The organism is Novosphingobium clariflavum (assembly GCF_026420865.1).
GTDB classification, from domain to species: Bacteria; Pseudomonadota; Alphaproteobacteria; order Sphingomonadales; family Sphingomonadaceae; genus Novosphingobium; species Novosphingobium clariflavum.
In genome coordinates this window covers 38,772-53,629 of record NZ_JAPCWC010000013.1, presented here as the reverse complement: position 1 = coordinate 53,629, position 14,858 = coordinate 38,772, and the positions used below count along the sequence as shown (strand labels likewise).

Annotated in this window: 13 protein-coding genes and 1 tRNA gene; 8 read left to right on the top strand and 6 right to left on the bottom strand. The window is 65.4% G+C overall.

The window, feature by feature from the left end:
* Window positions 1–75: 75 nt before the first annotated feature.
* Together OKA11_RS15845 and OKA11_RS15840 are read right to left on the bottom strand one after the other, a co-directional pair.
* On the bottom strand, window positions 76–1,506 hold the full coding sequence (locus tag OKA11_RS15845) for a DEAD/DEAH box helicase (RefSeq protein WP_267222020.1): 1,431 nt from the start codon (window positions 1,504–1,506) through the stop codon (window positions 76–78).
* 183 nt (window positions 1,507–1,689) lie between these two features.
* On the bottom strand, window positions 1,690–2,316 hold the full coding sequence (locus tag OKA11_RS15840) for a hypothetical protein (protein ID WP_267222017.1): 627 nt from the start codon (window positions 2,314–2,316) through the stop codon (window positions 1,690–1,692).
* A 149-nt stretch (window positions 2,317–2,465) separates the two neighbouring features.
* On the opposite strand from OKA11_RS15840, the gene OKA11_RS15835 reads away from it, so the two are divergent.
* Window positions 2,466–3,920 (top strand): FAD-binding oxidoreductase, encoded by a 1,455-nt coding sequence (locus tag OKA11_RS15835; protein ID WP_267222142.1) that lies wholly within the window; start codon window positions 2,466–2,468, stop codon window positions 3,918–3,920.
* Window positions 3,921–4,049: 129 nt separating this feature from the next.
* A complete protein-coding gene (locus tag OKA11_RS15830) occupies window positions 4,050–4,820 on the top strand; it encodes a SapC family protein (RefSeq protein ID WP_142632742.1) in 771 nt (256 codons plus the stop codon).
* A 417-nt stretch (window positions 4,821–5,237) separates the two neighbouring features.
* Here OKA11_RS15830 and OKA11_RS15825 read toward each other — a convergent pair whose 3' ends face one another.
* Window positions 5,238–6,176, bottom strand: a complete 939-nt coding sequence (locus OKA11_RS15825) for an N-formylglutamate amidohydrolase (RefSeq protein ID WP_267222015.1) — start codon at window positions 6,174–6,176, stop codon at window positions 5,238–5,240.
* A gap of 167 nt (window positions 6,177–6,343) precedes the next feature.
* Between OKA11_RS15825 and cpdR the strand changes: the two genes are divergently transcribed.
* The 4 genes from cpdR to OKA11_RS15805 all read left to right on the top strand — a co-directional run bounded on the left by cpdR (window position 6,344) and on the right by OKA11_RS15805 (window position 9,759).
* Window positions 6,344–6,718: a cell cycle two-component system response regulator CpdR gene (gene cpdR / locus OKA11_RS15820; RefSeq protein ID WP_288804163.1), complete on the top strand. Its 375-nt coding sequence runs from the start codon at window positions 6,344–6,346 to the stop codon at window positions 6,716–6,718.
* Between the two features lie 149 nt (window positions 6,719–6,867).
* Window positions 6,868–6,942, top strand: a tRNA-Val gene (locus OKA11_RS15815).
* A gap of 183 nt (window positions 6,943–7,125) precedes the next feature.
* A complete protein-coding gene (locus tag OKA11_RS15810) occupies window positions 7,126–8,403 on the top strand; it encodes a DUF3422 family protein (protein ID WP_267222011.1) in 1,278 nt (425 codons plus the stop codon).
* A gap of 132 nt (window positions 8,404–8,535) precedes the next feature.
* On the top strand, window positions 8,536–9,759 hold the full coding sequence (locus OKA11_RS15805; protein WP_267222009.1) for an NADP-dependent isocitrate dehydrogenase: 1,224 nt from the start codon (window positions 8,536–8,538) through the stop codon (window positions 9,757–9,759).
* Between the two features lie 177 nt (window positions 9,760–9,936).
* Here OKA11_RS15805 and OKA11_RS15800 read toward each other — a convergent pair whose 3' ends face one another.
* Entirely contained in the window at window positions 9,937–10,782 is an 846-nt protein-coding gene (locus OKA11_RS15800; protein WP_267222007.1) for a TauD/TfdA dioxygenase family protein, read from the bottom strand.
* Between the two features lie 122 nt (window positions 10,783–10,904).
* Window positions 10,905–11,513: a TetR/AcrR family transcriptional regulator gene (locus tag OKA11_RS15795; protein ID WP_267222005.1), complete on the bottom strand. Its 609-nt coding sequence runs from the start codon at window positions 11,511–11,513 to the stop codon at window positions 10,905–10,907.
* A 102-nt stretch (window positions 11,514–11,615) separates the two neighbouring features.
* Here OKA11_RS15795 and OKA11_RS15790 point away from each other — a divergent pair, with 102 nt between their 5' ends.
* Together OKA11_RS15790 and OKA11_RS15785 are read left to right on the top strand one after the other, a co-directional pair.
* Window positions 11,616–12,686, top strand: a complete 1,071-nt coding sequence (locus OKA11_RS15790; protein ID WP_267222003.1) for a PA0069 family radical SAM protein — start codon at window positions 11,616–11,618, stop codon at window positions 12,684–12,686.
* Window positions 12,687–12,948: 262 nt separating this feature from the next.
* A complete protein-coding gene (locus OKA11_RS15785; protein WP_267222001.1) occupies window positions 12,949–13,233 on the top strand; it encodes a hypothetical protein in 285 nt (94 codons plus the stop codon).
* A gap of 3 nt (window positions 13,234–13,236) precedes the next feature.
* Here OKA11_RS15785 and OKA11_RS15780 read toward each other — a convergent pair whose 3' ends face one another.
* Window positions 13,237–14,835: a long-chain fatty acid--CoA ligase gene (locus OKA11_RS15780; protein WP_267221999.1), complete on the bottom strand. Its 1,599-nt coding sequence runs from the start codon at window positions 14,833–14,835 to the stop codon at window positions 13,237–13,239.
* Between the last annotated feature and the right edge of the window lie 23 nt (window positions 14,836–14,858).

The following is a 14,858-nucleotide window of genomic DNA, read 5'->3' as shown; positions in this document are numbered from 1 at the left end:
GCCAGCGCCCGAACCACTCACAAGCCCTTATAGCCAAACGAAAACGGGGAGCCAGAGGCTCCCCGTCGTATCGTGTCAGGCCAGCGCGGAAACGCCGAGGAATTCCGGGATCGGCCCGTTCCAGCCCATATCCGCAGGCTCTTCCTCACGGCGGCGAGAGCGGCGGGCATCGCTGCGGGCTGGCTTGGCATCGCGCACCGGCTTTTCATCGCGCACGGTCTCGGGTGCAGGCCGGGCATCACGCGAGGGCGCGCGTTCGGGCGTGCGTTCACGGGCAGGACGGCGTTCGCTGCGTTCGCTGCGCTCGGCACGTTCCGGACGCTCGCGCTTGTCACGGCGCGGCTTTTCCTCGCGTTCGGCGCTACGGGCCGGCGCCGGAGCGGCATCGTCCAGCGCCACCTCGAACAGCGGAATCTTGCCGCCGGTCAGCTTTTCGACACCCTCGATCGCTTCGGCATCTTCCGGCGCCACCAGCGTGAAGGCACGGCCGGAGGCACCGCCGCGACCGGTGCGGCCGATACGGTGGACGTAGTCGTCCGGGTGCCAGGGGGTGTCGAAGTTGAAGACGTGGCTCACGCCCTTCACGTCGAGACCGCGCGCGGCGACGTCGGACGCGACGAGGATGTTGACCACGCCGTCCTTGAAGCGCTGCAACTCGGCCAGACGGGCCGGCTGGTCCATGTCGCCGTGGATTTCGCCGGCCGCAAAGCCGTGGCGTTTCAGGCTCTTGGCCAGTTCACGCACGGTCGTCTTGCGGTTGGCGAAGATGATCGCGGTGGACACGTTGTCCGTGCGCAGCAGATGGCGCAGCACGTCGCGCTTCTTGCGCGAGGAAACCGTGACCTTGTGCTGGGCGATGTTGGTGTTGGTCGAGGCCGGACGCGCGACTTCGATGTACTTGGGGTTCGACAGGAACCGATCCGCCAGCTTCTTGATGACCGGCGGCATCGTTGCCGAGAACAGCAGCGTCTGCCGGTTGGTCGGCAGCTTCGAGCAGATCGTCTCGATATCGGGGATGAAGCCCATGTCGAGCATGCGGTCCGCCTCGTCGATCACCAGCAGTTCGCAGCCGGTGAGCAGGATCTTGCCGCGCTCGAACAGGTCCATCAGGCGGCCCGGCGTCGCGATCAGCACGTCGACGCCTTCCTGCAGCGCCTTGACCTGGTCGCCCATCTGCACGCCGCCGATCAGCAGCGCCATCTTGAGATCGTGGTTCTTGCCGTACTTCTCGAAATTCTCGGCGACCTGGGCGGCGAGTTCGCGAGTCGGCTCGAGGATCAGCGAGCGCGGCATCAGCGCGCGGCGGCGGCCGTGGGCAAGGATGTCGATCATCGGCAGCACGAAGCTGGCGGTCTTGCCCGTACCGGTCTGCGCGATGCCGATGAGGTCCTTCATCATGAGGACCGGAGGAATGGCTTGTGCCTGGATCGGAGTCGGTTCGCTATAGCCCGCGGTTTCAACCGCTTGCAGCAATTCGTCAGACAGGCCGAGATCGGCAAAGCTCATAGGCAGAATGGTTTATCCGGAGTTCAGGGAAACAACGATATCCGCCGAGTGTCGCGATTGAGTAAGGGGCGAGCCCCTTCGCGTGTCCAACGTATATCTGCGCGGGCCCTAGGCGCGAATGCCCCCGAAAGTCAAGGAAATCCGCGTAGAGGCCTGATTCGCCGCCACCTTGTACACCCAGGGTCAGCGACCGGCCGCCACCATCTGGCGGATGCGTACCAGCTTGCAGTTCGATCCGCTGCGCGAAAGCAGCGAATCGCGCTCGACGCAGAGCTGCCCGTCGGGCGAACGCGACAGCAGGAAACCCGAATAGAACGAACCCGCCCGGCAGGAGCGTTCGAGCTCCGCGCTGATGATCCGGCGATCGCGCATGAACAGCAGGAGATTGTGCTGGCCGTCCGGCTCCACCCCGGCGATTCCCGCGATCGGCAGGCACTTGCCGATCTTGCGCTCGGAAAAACGCGGCCGCGGGTCGCGGTCCATCGGGCCATCCGGATCGACCGGCAGTTGGGCACGCGGCGTGATGCGGATGGTCATGCGCTGTTCGATACGCACCTGCCAGGCATCCTCCGGCTCCGGGTGCTGGAACGCGAATACCGAGACGATCCCCCGCGCCGCGGAATCGGAGCGTTCGTCCGGCCAGGCATCCTCAGCCCCCGCATAGCCGGGCGCGCTCCCCGCATCGGAGCGCATCGGATCCTGCACCACCCCGCGATCCGACTTGCCTGCATCCGCCTTGCCCGAATCGCCGCCCCCTGCCGCCGGCAGCAGCAGCATGAACGGATAGAGCAGAATGGACGCAAGATTCATCGAAAGAGCAGATCCCCGAACGGCCCAGGCGGACCGGACCGTCCCCCTCCCTTAGTGCAAGAGCTTGAACCACCGCTTAACCCAAACGGCAAGCATCCTGGCGATGCAAATTGGGTGAAACCGGCAATGGGCTGTGCCATATCGCCAGCATGACGACGCTCAACGACAGTTCCGCTCCCCAATCTGCCGCCACCACGCGCTTCCTTGAAGAAGCCGCCGAACTGCTTGGCCCGCGCGGCTTCACGGTCGACCCGGACCTGCTGGAACCCTGGCTGACCGACTGGCGCGGGCGTTATACCGGCAAGGCCCTCGCCCTCGCCTCACCGGCCACCACGCAGGAAGTCGCCGCCCTGGTGGCGCTCTGCGCGCAGCACGGCATCGCCATCGTCCCCCAGGGCGGCAACAGCGGCATGTCCGGCGGCGCCACGCCCGACGACAGCGGCGAGGCCCTGCTGCTCTCGCTGCGCCGCATGACCGCGGTGCGCCAGTTTGACGTCGAGGCGCGCCAGATCACCTGCGAGGCCGGATTCGTGCTCCAGACCCTGCACGAGACCGCCGAAGCCAGGGGCCTGCGTTTCCCGCTCTCGCTCGGCGGCAAAGGCTCGGCAACCGTCGGCGGATTGATCGCCACCAATGCCGGCGGCACCCAGGTCCTGCGCCATGGCTCGATGCGGGCGCTGGTGCTGGGACTCGAGGCCGTACTTCCCGACGGGCAGGTGTTCTCGATGCTCACCCCGCTCAAGAAGGACAATCGCGGCTTCGATCTCAAGCAGGTCTTCATCGGCTCCGAAGGCACGATGGGCATCGTCACCGCCGCCACCCTCGCCCTCTCGCCCGCGGTGGCCGAGCGCGTGGTGATCTGGGCGGGCGTGCCCACGCTGGGTATGGCGCGCAAGCTGCTGCTGCACTGCGAGGCTGCCGCGGGCGATGCGCTCGAAGGCTTCGAAGTGCTGCCGCAGGCCTGCCTTGAGGCCGTGCTGGACTATCTGCCGGACGCCCGCGCCCCGCTCGAAGGCAAGCATGGCTGGCACGTCCTGATCGAAGTGGTGGCCGATCGCACCGGCGCCGACACCCTGCGCGAACGCTGCGAGACGATGATGGCCGACGCTTTCGAGGCCGAACTGCTGGAAGACGCGGCGATGTCCGCCAACGAAGCCCAGGCCGAAGCCATGTGGCTGATCCGCGAATCGATCTCCCCCGCCGAACGCGCGCGCGGCCCCGCCGTCCAGCACGACATTTCGGTTCCGGTCGACAAGATGCCCGACTTCGTGGAGACCACCGCGCCGATGATCGAGGCCAAATGGCCCGGCACCGAGGCGATCGCCTTCGGTCATCTCGGAGACGGCAACGTCCACTACCACGTGATCGCCCCCAGCGTGACCGACGGGGCCGCCTGGCAGGCCGGGACAGGTAAGGAAATCAGCCGCTATGTCCATGATCTTGTTACGGAATGGGGCGGCTCAATCTCGGCCGAGCACGGCATCGGCCAGCTCAAGAAGGACGAACTGGCGCGTCTGGGCGATCCGGTCGCGCTCTCGGTGCTGCGCGCGGTGAAACAGGCCCTCGACCCCCGGGGCCTGATGAATCCCGGCAAGCTGATCTGACCGCAGCGGGGCACCTGCCCCGACTCGCCGGATATCCCCGTTTTGCCCCGGAAGCGCGCTTGCGCCCGTGCTTTCGGGCTTCTAAAGCCACGCTCTTGGAAATTTCCCAGACTTGCGGAGAGTATCGCAATGGCCACCGCGCCGCAGAATCCTGCCCTGCCCCTGTTCTACAAGGACCTCGTGCCGCTCAATTCGCAGCAGCACGCCAGCTGGAAGACCCGTTCGACCAACAAGGCGACCTGGCTGGTCGGCGTCAACTCGGTGCCGCTCACCGTCGAGGAATTTCCGCAGGCCCAGCGCAACTACCCGATCATCTTCACCTCGGGCGAGAATCCGGTTCCGCTGATCCTCATGGGCATGAACGACGGCGTGAACGTCTTTGTCGACGATGAAGGTTCGGTCGATCAGCCGGTCTACATCCCGGCCTATGCGCGCCGCTACCCCTTCATGCTCGCCCGCCTGCGCCCGGACAGCGAAGAGCTGTCGCTCTGCGTCGATCCCTCGAGCGATCTCGTCGGCGAACTGGAAGAAGGCGAAGCCCTGTTCGCGGATGGCCAGCCCACCGAAGCGACCACCAACATGCTCAAGTTCTGCGAGAACTTCGAGATCGCCGGTACCAAGACCGCCAATTTCATGGCCGAACTCCAGAAGCACAACCTGCTGATGGAAGGCGAGCTGAACATCGACATCGGCACCGGCCAGCCCTTCACCTATCGCGGCTTCCAGATGGTCGACGAATCGAAGCTGCGCGAAGTGCGCGGCGACGTGCTGCGCCAGTGGAACCAGAACGGCATGCTGCCGCTGATCTACGCACACCTGTTCTCGCTGGATCTCGTGCGTGACATCTTCGGCCGCCAGGTTGCCCAGGGCAAGGGCCCGCAGATTCCCGTAAACGCCTGATTTACCGGCCTGTTTCAGGCCACTCACAGATGATGGGGTGAGAGTTTTTTGACATTTTTGTCACACTCTCACCCCATTCTGCATCAAGACTTCTCCACAGGCTTGCAAAGCTGTTACACTTTGCTTCATTCTAAGGGTTGAATGTCGCCAAGGTCTTGCTATGTTGGGTGCACCTGATCGGCGCTACCCTCATGGCCCGGTCGGGCTGGTGCACATCGTGCACCTCCTCCCTGAACCTTGGCCACCTCGCGCACCGCGCGAGGTGGTTTTTTATTGGCCCAAATCGCGGGCCTTCCAGCACCAAAGCTTCAGACACGCGCTACACAACGACCCCAACGTCATTCGCCAGGGCGATAGGCGCAGCCACGGCCAAGCAGCTCGTGCCCTCGATCACGCAAGCGCCCTCAGGCGCCACGTTCACTCGGCCGCCTGGGCCCAGCCCTTGCCGGCCAGTTCGCTGACGCCAGCCGCCAGCCGGCGCACCAATCCTGCCAGCAGGTCCACCGTCTGCCCCATGCCTTCTCCCGGCTCCGACAGCCGCGAATCGAGATAGCACCGCCGATCGACTTCGAGCTGCAGCGCATGGATCCCCTCGCCGGGCGCCGCATGACGCTCCAGCACATAACCGCCCGCATAAGGGCGATTGTGCGCGGCAAGCTGACGATTCGCCGCGAACCAGGAAAAGGCCCCGGCGACGAGACTGCCATGACAGGTGGTGCCGAAACGGTCCCCCACCACAAAATGCGGCGCCTCCATGCCCGGACGCGCCTGCAGGGGCGGCATCGAATGGAGATCGACCAGCAGGGCCACACCCCACCGATCCCGCAGCGCCGCCAGAGCCGCAGCCAGCGCCTCGTGATAGGGCCGGTGAATCCCCTCGATCCGCGCGGCCAGATCGGCGCTTTCGTGCCGCCGCCGCCACAGTTCCCCCACCCCGGGCAGGCGCCGCGGAATGAGCCCCAGCCCGCTGCGCGCGCGCCGGCTCGGCAGACCGATCGATTCGGGACGCGAGGACCGCGCGAACATGTCCCAGTCGACATCGTCCGGCGCCCGGTTGAGATCGATCATCGCGCGCGGCGCCTGCGCCATCAGCAGACCCGCGCCGGTTTGCCGCGCAACGGCCTGTGCCAGGCGATCGACGTAACGGTCCTCGAGCCGCAGGGCGACCGAATCGGGATGCCGCAAATCGTCCAGCAGCGAGCGCGGGTAGGCCCGCCCGCCATGCGGAGCGGCGATCAGGACCGGGATCACCGAAGGGTCGGGCGCCTCGAAACTATAGGCCGCAATCCCCGGAGCCCCCGGAATCGATCCCCCCGAATGCCTCTGCGAATCGCTCTCGCCCGTGCCTGCAATCATGGATCGACGCTGGAGCGTTAGCCCCCGCGTGTCAAAGCGTCCCGTAACCGGTCACCGCGTATTCAAGGCGAGAATTTTAACCCGTTAGGCGCTATGCCGGAGGCCTTAACCAGTGTGATAAGCTGGGAACCGCCAATTTCGGGCCAACGACTCAGGACATGACACCGATGATCCGCATCCTGCTTGCCGAAGACGATCAGGCAATGCGTACATATCTGGCGCGGGCACTGCAGAATGCCGGCTACCACGTGACCGACGTCGATCGCGGCACCACCGCCCTGCCCTTGCTGGAACGCGAACATTTCGACCTGCTGCTTTCGGACATCGTCATGCCGGAAATGGACGGCATCGAACTGGCGCAGCGCTGCGCGGAAGTCTCGCCCGGCACCAAGGTCATGTTCATCACCGGTTTTGCCGCCGTGACCCTGCGCGCCAGCCGCGAAGCGCCGCACGCCAAGGTGCTTTCCAAGCCGTTCCATCTGCGCGACATCGTGATGGAAGTGCAGCGCATCTTCGGCCTGTCCGAACACGCGCAGCTCTAACGCCCTTTCATCCACAGGTCTTCCACAGCCTGAAAAATCCCGCGGCGAACTTTTTTAAAAAAGCGCCTTGCCAACCGGAAGGGTCACCGTTAGAGGCCCACTCCACCGAGCGGCGCTGCAAACGCCGCCACGGACCAACCGAATGGTGTGGGCGTATAGCTCAGTGGTAGAGCACTATGTTGACATCGTAGGGGTCGCAAGTTCAATCCTTGCTACGCCCACCATTCGAGAAACCCCGGAAATCTTCGGATTTCGCGGGGTTTTTCTTTGCCTGTAGCATCCGCGGAACACTCTTCCCGACATCGTGCCAAAACAGGCCTCCCCAGCGGCCATCTTCCCACTATTGTCGGCGCATCCGCCGGAAATGCCCGGCAACAGGCCGACTCACTTTGGGGAATGAACCAGCCTTGTTCGACGAGATCCGCACCAAGATGGCGCTGCGCAGCCGGCCGGAGCGTGCCAGCCTCACCGCCGAGATGCATAGCCGCAAGCTGCCGCCCTTCACCGCGCCGGCCCGGCTCATGCAGATCGTCCTGCTCGCCAGCGATGCCGAACTCGAGGCGGCCGCCGCCCATTTCGGTGCCGGAGCGGCCCGCCACGCGGTTGTCGATCTCGGCGGCGCGACGCTCGTGTGGGAACGCCACAGCGAGTTCGCGACCTACAACTTCATCGTCCCCGGCCAGTTCGACGCGCCTTTCGACGAGGAAGCCTTCGCGCCTTTCGTCGCGCCCTGGCTGGACCGCATGCCAGGCGCCATCATCCGCTCCAGCTTCCTCGCGATCGGCCGCGCCGGCACGCCCGGCACCCACCCCGAACATCTCGAGCCCTGGTTCGACGCCAACGACCTGGTCGTCTGCGACGTGCAGGAGGGCCGCGCCCGGATCTGGTCGGACTTCCGCCTCCACGGCGGCTTCGGCCGCATGTTCATCGCCATGCGCGACGACGACGCCCGCCGCATTCCGGCGCTCGTGCAATCGCTGCTGGAACTGGGCAACTATCGCAAGCTCGCCTTGCTCGGCCTGCCGGAAGCCCAGAAGCACGGCCCGGAACTGCGCCGCATCGAGGAAGACCTGGCCCAGCTCAGCGGTGACATCGACCGCGAGGCGCGCCCGCGCGAACAACTGCTCCATGCCATCGGCGAACTCGGCTCGCGCATTGCCCAGATCGCTGCGACGACCCGTTACCGCATGAGCGCCACCGCCGCCTACGCCGCGATCTGCGATGACCGCGTGCGCACGCTGGCGGTCAGCGCGGTCAACGGCGGCCCCACGCTCGTCGGCTTCACCCAGCGCCGCCTCCATCCCGCCGTCCAGACTTGCGCCAGCTTCGTCCAGCGCCTCGACGATCTGGCCGGGCGCGTCACCTGGACCGCCGAATTGCTGCGCACGCGGATCGACACCGAGATCGCCGCCCAGAACCGCGACCTGCTCGCCTCGCTCGACCGGCGCAATGCCATGCAGCTCAGGCTCCAGCAGACGGTCGAAGGCCTCTCCGTGGCGGCGATTTCCTATTATGCGGTGAGCCTTGTCGGCTATCTCGCCAAGGCCTCGCACGCGGCATGGCATTGGCCGAACTACGAACTGGCAACCGGCATCAGCGTGCCCTTCGTCGTTGCCTTCGTCGCCTGGACCACCCACCGGGTCCGCAAGGCCCACGCCGCGCACGACGATCACGGGAAGGCATGAGAAGACTGACCATGCCGCAGCGCGCAAGCCGACTGCCGCGCATTGCGCGCCGCCGGGCCGATACCTGCCTTGCTAAGCGCTTCGCTGCTGCCTAAGAGACCCCCAAATCTCATCCCCAGGGGAGTTTCACGAATGGCGAAAATCAAGGTCAAGAATCCCATCGTCGAGATGGACGGCGATGAAATGACGCGGATCATCTGGGAATGGATCCGCGAACGGCTGATCCTCCCCTACCTCGACATCGATCTCAAGTACTACGATCTCTCGGTGCAGAAGCGCGACGAGACCAACGACCAGATCACCATCGATGCGGCCAACGCCACCAAGGAATGCGGTGTGGCCGTCAAGTGCGCCACCATCACGCCTGACGAAGCGCGCGTCACCGAATTCGACCTCAAGAAGATGTGGAAGTCGCCCAACGGCACGATCCGCAACATCCTGGGCGGCGTCGTGTTCCGCGAGCCGATCGTGATCTCGAACGTGCCCCGCCTGGTTCCGGGCTGGACCGACCCGATCGTCGTCGGCCGTCACGCTTTCGGCGACCAGTACAAGGCCACCGACACCCTGATCCCCGGCGCCGGCAAGCTGCGCCTGGTGTGGGACGGCGAGAACGGCGACAAGATCGACCTCGACGTGTTCGACTTCCCGGCTCCGGGCGTCGCCATGGCGATGTACAACCTCGACGAATCGATCCGCGACTTCGCACGCGCCTCGTTCAACTACGGCCTCAACCTCGGCTGGCCGGTGTACCTCTCGACCAAGAACACCATCCTCAAGGCCTATGATGGCCGCTTCAAGGACCTGTTCCAGGAAGTGTTCGACACCGAAGGCTTCAAGGAAAAGTTCGCCGAAGCCAAGATCGTCTACGAACACCGCCTGATCGACGACATGGTCGCCTCGGCGCTCAAGTGGTCGGGCAAGTTCGTCTGGGCCTGCAAGAACTACGACGGCGACGTGCAGTCGGACACCGTTGCCCAGGGCTTCGGCTCGCTCGGCCTGATGACCTCGGTCCTGCTCTCGCCCGACGGCAAGACCGTCGAAGCGGAAGCCGCCCACGGCACCGTGACCCGTCACTACCGCCAGCACCAGCAGGGCAAGGCGACCTCGACCAACCCGATCGCCTCGATCTTCGCCTGGACCCGCGGCATTGCCTATCGCGGCAAGTTCGACGAGACCCCGGAAGTGGTGAAGTTCGCCGAGACGCTGGAGCAGGTCTGCATCGAAACCGTCGAAAGCGGCAAGATGACCAAGGACCTCGCGCTGCTGATCGGTCCGGACCAGAACTGGATGACCACCGAGCAGTTCTTCGAGGCCATCGTGCAGAACCTCGAAACCAAGATGGCCAGCTGGGCCTAAGCCCCTCGCCTGACTGGACCTGAGTTCTAGGAAGACCCTCCGCCGCAAGGCGGGGGGTTTTTCTTTGGCCGGATGCCGCCATGAAAAAGGCCCGCCGAACCGAAGTCCGACGAGCCCTGCAATTCTGGCCCTATAAATCTGGCTGAACGGCGCCCCAGCGCCCCCGCCGCTTCCGCCTTATTCGAAGGGTTCTTCGCCTTCGAGCTTGGTGCGGTGCATCATGCGGCCGCAAGTCGGGTCATAGGCTTCGGCGCGGTGCATCGTGCCGGTATTGTCCCACATGACGAGATCGCCGACTTCCCATTCGTGGCTGTAGGTGAACTCTTCGCCCGTCGCCCATTCGCGCAGACCATGGATGATCATCGCGCTTTCGAGCGCCGACTTGCCGACCACCTGCGCGGCCGTGCAGCCGATGACCAGGCTCTTGCGGCCGGACTTGTGCTTCCACACCAGCGGGAGTTCCTGCTCGCCGATCTGGGCATAGCCCTGAAGCTTGGCGAGGCTGGGTTCGGCCTCATAGTAGAACAGGCTGGCCCAGGGGCCATGGACGACGCGGTACTGCTCGTACTCGGCCTTCTTGTCGTCCGGCAGATCGTCGAACGCCGCGTACGTGTTGGCAAAGCCGGTGTTGCCCGTGCCCCTGGGGCTCGGCACCCGGCAGGAGAGCAGCGAGGCCAGGATCGGCACGTCGTTACGGGTGCCGTCGATGTGCCAGTAGAGCGAGCCCTTGAGATACTCGGCCGCCATCGGGTTTTCCCTGGCGTCGAGCGTGATCTTCGAGATCACTTCCTCGCCGCCCTTGCGCTCGGGCGCGAACGTGCCGAGCGTCTTGGTGAAGGCCACCTGCTCCTCGTCGGTGAAGCTCACCTGGGGGAACACCAGCACCCCGCGCGCTTCCAGCAGTTCGCGGATCTCAGCCGCGAATTCGCCCGAAAGCAGGTCTTCCCGCGTGTTGAGAACGCGGCTGCCGATCTTCGGCTTGATCGCCTCGGCCTTGAACTCCGTCTTTGTCGCGAGCGACATCGTGCACACTCTCCATTGTCCGCTTCATCGCCGAAGCCATTCTTGAAGAAGGTGGTACCACGAACTGAACACCCGTTCAAATTTCTCGCGGATTGCGCCTGCAATCAATCGCCGGTGCGAGATCAGGCGAGCGTCTTCGCCTCCAGCCGGTCGAGCCAGGATTCCACCGTCGCCCTCGCCTGCGCGTGCCCGGCCGTGACGCCCAGGTTTTCCTCCATGACGATGCAGCGGCCGATACCCGCCAGCATCACCGCAAGGCCCGCGGGATCGAAGCCCTCCAGAACCTTGAGCCGATCGCCGAACAGTTGCTCGATGATCTCCACCTGCCGCCGGCGCATGACGACACTGTGCTCGGCCATCTTCTCGCGCACGGCCGGGCGGTGGTTGGCCAGCGCCATGAATTCCAGCGACATCGCAGTGCGACTGGTGTCGACAAAAAAGCCCCAGAGTGCACGCACCGGATCCTCGCTCGCCAGCGCCTGCGCGATCATGGCATCGCTGTCCGCCGCGCCCTGACGGCACACTTCCAGCAGCAAGTCGTCGGTGGTCGGGAAATAGTAGTGCACCAGCGAAGGCTTGAGCCCTGCACGGGCGGCAACGCGGCGGGTGCTGGCGGCGGCATAGCCCTCGTCGCGGATCAGCTCGACGGTGGCCTCGACGATGCGTGCCCGTGTGGCCGAGGTCTCCGCCCCGATCCTGCGTCCACCCGATTTCTGCTCCGCGCCTGCCATTTGACCTCCATACCAGATCGGATTGCCTAAGGCGTGCCGCGCGAGAGATCAACCAAGCCCGACTCGCTTGCTTTTTGTTCTTGTTATGTTCAAGGTTCCCAGATGCAGATCCACAAGGGCAGAGGCGCCGTCTCCGGGCAGGCCAGCACCCGCTTCAATCTTCCCCGGCGGGAGGCCGATGGCGACTGGCTGGACGCCTCGCGCGAGGTCGACGGCGAGCCCGCACCGCTGCGCACGCAGGTGAGCGAACTGAGCCCGCGCACCATCCTGTCGTTCAACAAGTCCCCCGACGTGCCGTTCGACCGTTCGATCAATGCCTACAACGGCTGCGAGCACGGCTGCATCTATTGCTTTGCCCGGCCGACCCATGCCTATCACGACCTGTCCCCCGGCCTTGATTTCGAGACCAGGCTTTTCGTGAAACCGCAGGCGGCAAGGTTGCTGCGCGAAACGCTGGCAAAGCCGGGCTACCGTCCTGCCCCGATCGCCATGGGCACCAACACCGACCCCTACCAACCGATCGAAGCGCGCTACCGGATCACCCGGCAGATCCTCGAACTCTGCCTGGAAGTGCGCCATCCGGTGACGATCACCACCAAGTCCGACCGCGTGTTGCACGATCTCGACCTGCTGGCCGAACTGGCGCGGCACAACCTGACCCATGTCGCGATATCGGTGACCAGCATGGACCCGGCCCTGTCGCGCCTGCTGGAGCCGCGCGCGGCGGCACCGGCCAAGCGCCTTGCGGCGCTGGGCAAGCTGGCGGCGGCCGGCGTGCCCACGCATGTCTCGATAGCACCGGTGATCCCGGCAATCACCGACCACCACATCGAGGAGATCCTCGGAGCCGCCGCCGCGCAGGGCATCCGCAGCGCCTCATGGATCATCGTGCGCCTGCCCCACGAAGTCGCGCCGCTGTTCCGCGAATGGCTCCAGACGCATTTCCCGGACCGCGCCGGTAAGGTCATGGCGACCATCCAGGCCATGCGCGCGGGGCGCGACAACGATCCCGCGTTCTTTTCCCGCTTCCGCCTCGACGGTGTCTGGGCGCAAGTGTTCCGGCAACGCTTTGCCATCACGATGCGGCGCCTGGGCTTCGGCAAACCCCAGGTCGCGCTGGACTGCTCGCAATTCCGTCCGCCCAGCCGCGACGGACAACTCGCGCTGTTCTAGAGCGTTTTCCCGAGGCCCTGCGTGTTCCACTCCGTTCGAAAAACGCTCTAGGCCGTAAACGCATGAACGGCGCGGCGCCTTGGCCATCGGGGACGCTCAGCAGACCATGATGCTGATAAGAGAGGATTTTTCCGAGGGCGGCGCGGCATTCGGGATGAAACGGCCGCGGGAACACCGTGACCGATGAAACCGAAGCGCCGCCTGCGTGTTCCCCTCTCCATCGACAGTCACTGACAAGCCAAGACAGGACAGGAGAACCGCAATGGACGAGAGGATAGTCGAAACCGAGCGCAGGCCGGAAACCCCCACCCACACCACCACCGTGATCCGGGAGCGCGGATCGTCCGGCGGGACGGGCATCGTCATGGCGCTCGTCCTGCTCGTCGCGGTGGTCGGCGGGCTCTACCTGTTCAGCCGCCAGAACGAGAGCGAGGCCCTGCGCGACAATGCCGTGGCCAATGCTGCAAACGACGTCGGCAAGGCCGCCGACAAGGTTGGCGACGCCGCCCAGGATGCGGCCAGCAACCTCGGCAGCAAGGACAAGTAAACCTCAGACCGGCAGCGTGTAATCGGCAAAAAGCAGGCGCAGCGCCTTCTTGTCGAGCTTCCCGCTGCCGGTATGCGGCAGGCTGCCGACAAACTCGATGGCATCCGGCAGCCACCAGCGCGCCACTTTCCCGGCGAGATAATTCCGCAAGTCTTCCGCGCCAAGCGCGCTGCCCTGCTTGCGCACGGCGACCAGCAGCGGCCTTTCGTCCCAGCGCGGATGGGCCACGCCGATCGCCGCGGCCTCGCTCACCTCGGGATGGCCGACCGCGGCGTTTTCCAGTTCCACTGAACTGATCCACTCCCCGCCCGACTTGATGAGGTCCTTGGTCCGGTCGGTCAGGTACAGGGTGCCGTCCGGGGCAATGGTGGCGACATCGCCGGTATCGAACCACTGGTCGCTGTCCACCGCATCGTCCTCGGCGCGAAAATAGCGTTTCACCGTCCACGGTCCGCGCACTTGCAACGCCCCGGCGGAGATCCCGTCGTGCGGCAGGGGAACGCCCGTGCCATCGAGGCCGACCACCCGCACTTCCACGCCGTAGAGCGGCCGTCCCTGGCTGCTCTTGCAAGTGACCTGTTCGTCGAAGGACATGTCATCCCACCCGGCAGGCTCATAGGCAACGGTGGCGATGGGCGAGGTCTCGGTCATCCCCCAGGCCTGCGCCACACGAACGCCCGCGTGCATCAGCCGCTCGACGACACTGCGCGGCACCGCCGATCCCCCCGACAGCGCCTGCCGGATCGGCGGCAGCGCGGTGCCGGTGCGGTCAAGATGCTCGAACATCGCGAACCACACCGCCGGAACCCCGGCAACATGGGTAACGGCTTCGCGATGCATCAGCCCGCACAGCGCCTCCGCCTCGTTGGTCTGGCTCCAGACCATCTTGGCCCCGCTTGCCGCGCAGGCCCAGGGCAGCCCCCAGTTGTTGGCATGGAACATCGGCACCACCGGCAGGACCACCGATCGCGGCGCCAGATCGAGCGCGGAAGGGGCGATCATCGCCAGCGTGTGCAGCACCTGCGAGCGATGGGAATAGAGCACGCCCTTGGGATCGCCGGTCGTGCCGCTGGTGTAGCACAGCATGCAGGGCGCCTGTTCGCATCCCGCAGTCCAGTGCGCCTCGCCGTCCTCGGCGGCCAACCAGTCCTCGAAATCCGGCCCCCACGCGCGCGAATCGAAACAGATGGTGCGCCGGATGGTGGGACAGGACGGCAGGATCCGCTCCACGATCGGACGGAATGCCGCATCGTAGATCAGCACCGCGTCCTCGGCGTGATTGACGATCCAGGCCAGCTGCGCGTCGAACAGGCGCGGATTGAGCGTATGGAGCACACAGCCCGCGCCGGTGGCGCCGAACCAGGCGGCCAGATGGCGCCCGTGGTTCATCGCCAGCGTCGCCACCCGCTCGCCCGGATAGACGTCGATCCGGCGCAGCGCCTGCACCATCCTCAGCGCATCATGGCGCACCCCGGCCCAGCTGGTGCGGGACTGCGAACCGTCCGCCCAACGCGTGACGATTTCGCGCGCGCCGTGCGCACGTGCCGCATGATCGATCAGCCCCGACACGCGCAGGTCCCAGTCCTGCATCTCCCCAGGCATAGCCATCTCCCGCTATGCATCCA